At 63.1% G+C, this 5,052-nt stretch carries 6 protein-coding genes and 1 pseudogene; 2 read left to right on the top strand and 5 right to left on the bottom strand.

Annotated elements, in window-relative coordinates; all coding sequences use genetic code 11:
* A partial coding sequence (locus ENZ75_RS20505) for a L,D-transpeptidase (RefSeq protein WP_164887896.1) occupies positions 1 to 352 on the top strand: 352 nt, incomplete at its 5' end.
* Positions 349 to 942: a hypothetical protein gene (locus tag ENZ75_RS20500; RefSeq protein WP_013530275.1), complete on the top strand. Its 594-nt coding sequence runs from the start codon at positions 349 to 351 to the stop codon at positions 940 to 942. The genes ENZ75_RS20505 and ENZ75_RS20500, both read left to right, overlap by 4 nt.
* A 44-nt stretch (positions 943 to 986) precedes the next feature.
* On the opposite strand, the gene ENZ75_RS20495 is transcribed toward ENZ75_RS20500, so the two are convergent.
* The 5 genes and pseudogenes from ENZ75_RS20495 to ENZ75_RS20475 form a co-directional block, all read right to left on the bottom strand.
* Positions 987 to 1,520: a hypothetical protein gene (locus ENZ75_RS20495; RefSeq protein ID WP_063170086.1), complete on the bottom strand. Its 534-nt coding sequence runs from the start codon at positions 1,518 to 1,520 to the stop codon at positions 987 to 989.
* Between the two features lie 60 nt (positions 1,521 to 1,580).
* Positions 1,581 to 2,495: a sugar ABC transporter permease gene (locus ENZ75_RS20490; RefSeq protein ID WP_013530273.1), complete on the bottom strand. Its 915-nt coding sequence runs from the start codon at positions 2,493 to 2,495 to the stop codon at positions 1,581 to 1,583.
* 111 nt (positions 2,496 to 2,606) lie between these two features.
* Entirely contained in the window at positions 2,607 to 3,872 is a 1,266-nt protein-coding gene (locus tag ENZ75_RS20485; protein ID WP_063170468.1) for a sugar ABC transporter substrate-binding protein, read from the bottom strand.
* A gap of 125 nt (positions 3,873 to 3,997) precedes the next feature.
* A complete protein-coding gene (locus tag ENZ75_RS20480; RefSeq protein WP_013530271.1) occupies positions 3,998 to 4,828 on the bottom strand; it encodes a carbohydrate ABC transporter permease in 831 nt (276 codons plus the stop codon).
* Positions 4,825 to 5,052: pseudogene (locus ENZ75_RS20475) on the bottom strand (glycerol-3-phosphate ABC transporter ATP-binding protein); the annotation flags it as partial. The gene ENZ75_RS20480 and the pseudogene ENZ75_RS20475, both read right to left, overlap by 4 nt.

Genomic DNA, 5,052 nt, shown 5'->3' with positions numbered 1-5,052 from the left:
GGGCCAGGCGCTGCGCTACCAGATCAGCGTCGGGCGCGACGGGTTCGGCTGGACCGGCATCGTCAAGGTGGGGGCGAAGACCGAATGGCCGGAGTGGCGCCCGCCGCAGGAAATGCGGGCCCGCCAGCCGGAGCTGCCGAAAATGGTGCCCGCCGGCCCCTACAATCCGCTCGGCGCAAGGGCGCTCTACCTGTCTCGGGACGGGCGCGACACGCTCTACCGCATACACGGCACCAACGACCCGTCGGGTGTCGGCTTCGACGGGACATCGGGCTGTTTTCGCCTCACCAACACGGATGTGATCGATCTTTTCAAACGCGTCGCGGTCGGCGCAAAGGTGGTGGTCCAATGACGATGATCAGCGAACCGGACATGCCGGCGATCGATATCGGAAACCAGGAACAGCGCGAACCGGCTGCCGCCGGGAAACCCAGCAAGGCAAAGACGATCGCCGTCATCGTCGCCGGCGGCGCGCTTCTGATCACCGCAGTCAACATGGCGGCCGCGGTCTATCTCTATCGGGGCATGAGCGACCTGCGTTTCGTCGAGGCGCGGCTGGAGCAGCTCGGCGCATTCGAGCAGCGGATCGCAGCCCGGCTCGACACGGTCAACAACGGTTTTCAGAGCCGGTTCGAGAAACTGGACAGCCAGTTGCAAGGCAGCTTCAACGAGATCGATGCCAGCATTGCCCGGCTTGGGCAGACTATGCCGGTCGCCGGCGGCGAGGCCATGCCGGGCGTGGAAGAACCGTCCGAAATCGCCACCAGCACGCTGGCGCAAGCGCCCGAAGCCCTCGGCGGCGAGAGCGCGAGCGAACCCGGCGTCATCGAAGCGCCCGCACCCAGGAGGAGAATCGCATCGGCGTCGCCCCCTGCTCCCAGCTCCAATTACCAGCGCATCCAGCAGCCCGACGGCAAGGTCTATTACCGCCGGATCAACTAGACCCAGCAGAGCCCGGATCGTGCAAGGTGTAAGTGGCGAACGATCTAGAGATCGCGCTGCAGCGCCAGGATGCGGATGGCCCGGACGGACCGCTCCCGCGCCTCGGTGAGGAAGGCGATGTGGCAGTAGGCACAGGCCACGAAGCCCAAAAGCAGCACCAAGCTGTTCTTGAAGGTGAAATCGACGGCCAGCGAATAGGGAAGACCCTTGGGCGACGTGAATTCGGCAATCGTGCTTGCCGTTTCCGAATGGCTGCCGACCGCGATCATCAGCCCGGCGAAAATCAGGGCGATATGGTTGGCGAGGAAGAAGAAAGCCGACCGCTTGGCGTGGCACGCCATCCAGCAGACGATCGATGCGGCGGCAAGGATAGCGGCTTCGAAAGCCATGGAACCGCCCAGCCAGACATCCACCTGCTGCCAAAGCACCGTCGACAAGGGGCGCAGTTCAAGCCATAGCCACCATGCGGTGGGGCTGGCTGGATAGATGCCCAGCAACAAGGTCGCCATGCGCTCCCCTGCCAGGACCGCCAGAATGAGAAACGGAAAGGCGAAAAGCAGGAGCGGCTTGCGTTTCATGTTCCCTCGACAATCTGCAGGCCAGGATAGGCCGCATAGATTGCGCAAGGCTTAACAACCCTACTTCCGGCCCTCTCCCGATTGCGAGCGTTCGAGGACGGCGAAGAAGATCACGGTGAGCAGAAGCACGATCAGCAGCAGCACGAACGCGGCTGCCGCGCCTTCGTTGAGCGAAAGGCCGAGAAAGGCACGGCGATAGGCAAAGAAGCTCAGCACTTCGGTCGCGTTGCCCGGCCCGCCCTTGGTCAGGACATAGGGCAGATCGTAGGTCCGGAATTCGTTGATCAGCTGGATGATGATGGTGATCGCCGCGACCGGCCGAAGCATCGGCAGCGTGATGTAGAGGAATTGCTGCCAGCCGCGCGCGCCGTCCACTTCAGCAGCCTCATAGGGATCGCGCGGCAAAGCGGCGAGCCCCGCGGCGAGGATCAGCACGACGAAGGACATTTGCTGCCAGATGTCGATCGCCGCCATCGTCCAGAGTGCCATGCCTGGCGTGCCTAGCCAGTCGAGGCGCGGCAGGCCTGATATCTCCATGAGATGATTGGCGATGCCGAGATTGGGCTGGAGCAGCATGCGCCAGATCAGGGCGACGCTGATCGGCGACATCGCCATGGGAATGGTCAGAACCGCGAAATAGACCGGCTTCATCCGGACCGTCCGGTTGAGCATCAGGGCAATGCCGAGCCCGATCACGAATTCGCCGACCACGGTCACCGCCGAATAGCGCACGGTGAGCCAGAGCGCGTTCCAGAACAGCTCATCGCCGATCATCGAAGCGAAATTCTTGAACCCGACAAGCGGCAGGAGCTGCGGCTTGATCAAGGTCATCGAGGAGATCGAGAGGATGCAGGCATAGGCCAGGGGAAAGCCCATCACGATCGCCAGCAGCAGCAGGCCGGGCAAGGCAAAGGCCCAGCCGGTCCGCCACTCGCGGCCACGGGCAGCCCATCCTTTTTTGATCGCATTGTGCATCGTGGCCGAGCCTTGGTCGGGGTGGCGTTGCTGATCTCGTCAAGATCCGGGGTCTGGAAAATCCGGCGCGGCTGACATCGCCGCGCCGGGTCTCCTTGCCGAGCCGGACCGCTATTTGTCGAGGAGCCCCTGCAGGCCGTCGGAAGCTGCCTTCAGCGCCGCGTCCGATGTCGCCTGGCCGCCAGCCGCCAGCGAAAGCTGGGTACCGAGCAGATCCTCGTATTGCGCCGAATAGGTGAAGATCGGGAACGACTTGCCGGTCGCCACCACATCCTGGGCGGTCTTGTAGAAGGGATATTTCGCCAGCACCGCCGCATCGGCATAGACATCGCTGCGCACGGGCGCGTGGCCCTCGAGCGCGCGCTTCACCGAAACATCCTTGCTCTGCACCCACTGGATGAAGGTCCAGGCGGCTTCCTGCTCTTCCGGCGACGTGTTCTTGGGAATGCCCCAGCCCCAACCGCCGCTCTCGCCATGGCCGCCCGGCATCACCGACAGGCCGACCTTGCCGGCGACCGTCGGACACTTCACGGCATCGTCCATCTGCGGCAGCATCCACCAATAGGTGACCATGCTGAAGGCGGAACCGCTGCACATCAGACGCATGGTGTCGTCGAGCGTGGCCGACACGGCACCCTGCTGGGCGCCGTGCTGGAGATTGTCGACATAGAGATCGAGCGCCTTCTTGGCCTCTGCCGTGTCGAGGCTCGCCTTGCCGTCGGCATTGAGATAGCTGCCGCCGGCGGAGAACAGGTAGTTGGAGAATTCCATGCTGTTGGGATCGCCGCGCTGGCCCTGCATCGCGGCCCCGGCGACACCGGCATTGGCCTTCATGAATTTGGAAATCGCCACATAATCTTCGAGCGTCGTCGGCAAAGCGAGCTCCTTGCCGGTTGCCGTCTTGTAGGCGGCCTTGAGCTTCTCGTCGCCGATCAGGTCCTTCCGGTAGAGGAGGCCCATCGAGTAGTTGTACATGGGCACCAGGAACAGCTGGTCCTCGGTTCGGCCGAGCAGGTCAAGCGTCGAGGGAATGAAGGGGCTCAGATCGTATTTGGATTTCTCGACGAAGGGTTTCAGGTCGGCCAGCCAGCCGGCCGCCGGAAATTCGCCGGCCCACAGGAAGTCGACCTCGAGCACATTGTAGTAGCTCTGCGGCGCGGTCAGCTGCGACACCAGCTTGTCGTGCATGTCAGGATAGCCGATCTTCTCAAACTCGACCTTGATGCCGGTCTGCTTCTCGAATTCGGGCAACAGCGCTTCAATGATCTTGGTTTCCGGCACGTCCTCCATCAAGGCGTGCAAGGTGATGGGCTCAGCCGCCCTGGCCGGAAGCGATGCGCTGACAACAGCTGCCCCGCTCACGGCCGTCATCAGCATTTTGATCAAGGTCTGCTTGTTCCAAGTCATAACTCTCTACTCCTCTTTCCCTCTGGACGCGGCGGTGATCCCGCCACGATTTCATAACCGGCTAGCGAGCCATGTCGGCTCTCGGAGCGGCCGGCCTATTTCACGCTGCCGAACGTCAAGCCCTGGACGATGAAACGCTGGATGAAGCGGGAAGCCACGACCAGCGGCAGGATGGCAAGGACGACGCCGGCAGAAACCTTGGCGATCTGGACGCCGTTCGAGGTCTGCAACGCCGCAAGCGCAACCGGTATGGTTGCCGTCTTCGGCCCGCTCAAAACCAGGGCAAACAAAAACTCATTCCAAGCCAGGATGAAGCCGAGCACGCCGGCGGCCGCGATACCGGGCATCGACACCGGCAGGACAATACGCCAGAAGGCGCCCCAGGCGGTCGCGCCGTCGGTCATCGCCGCCCATTCCAGATCGACTGGAATGCCCTCGAAGAAGCCCATCAGGATCCAGGTCAGGAAAGGCAGGTTGAGCGCGGCATAGACGATGATCAGCCCCGTCAGCGAATTGCTGAGCTCCAGGCTTCGGAACAGCGTGAAGGTCGGCAGCACCAGCGCCACGGGCGGCAACATCTGCGTCGCCAGAACGGCAAAACGCGCCCAACGACCGCCCGTGCGGAAGCGGGCGAAGGCATAGCCGGTGGTGGCGGCAAAAGGCAATGCGAGCAGAACCGAGCCGAGCGCGACGATCAGGCTGTTGAGGTACGACTGACCGAAGCGGCTCGACAGCAGCGCCGAATAATTGTCCGTCGTAAAGGCCGGCATCAGCTCGTTGCTGTAGGACAACTGCTCGGGGACGAAGCTTGTCCGCAGCACCCAGAGCGGCGGCAGCAGCACGATGGCGCAGACGACAATCAGCCCGAAATGCAAGCCGAAGCGGCGACGAAAGGCCGGCCGTTCGTTTCTGTCCATGCTGGTCATCGCGTGGCCCCCATGAGGCTCGGCCGCGCGATGACCAGTTCGGTTTCGGGATCAAAGAGGTGCATCGGCAGCGGGTCGATGTAGAGTTCGACCATCGAGCCGACGGGCGCCGTGAAATAACGGCTGAGGCGGGCGGCGATCTCAAACGGCTTGTCGCCCCCCGCGGGGTGAGCATCATCCCTGCCGGTGGCGTGACCGGCAATCTGGCCGATCAGGACGTTCTC

Origin of the sequence: Mesorhizobium sp. M7A.F.Ca.CA.002.04.1.1, assembly GCF_004022805.1 — a bacterium.
GTDB lineage: Bacteria > Pseudomonadota > Alphaproteobacteria > Rhizobiales > Rhizobiaceae > Mesorhizobium > Mesorhizobium ciceri.
Note: the sequence above shows the minus strand (reverse complement) of the source record. Positions and strands in the feature narration are given on the sequence as shown.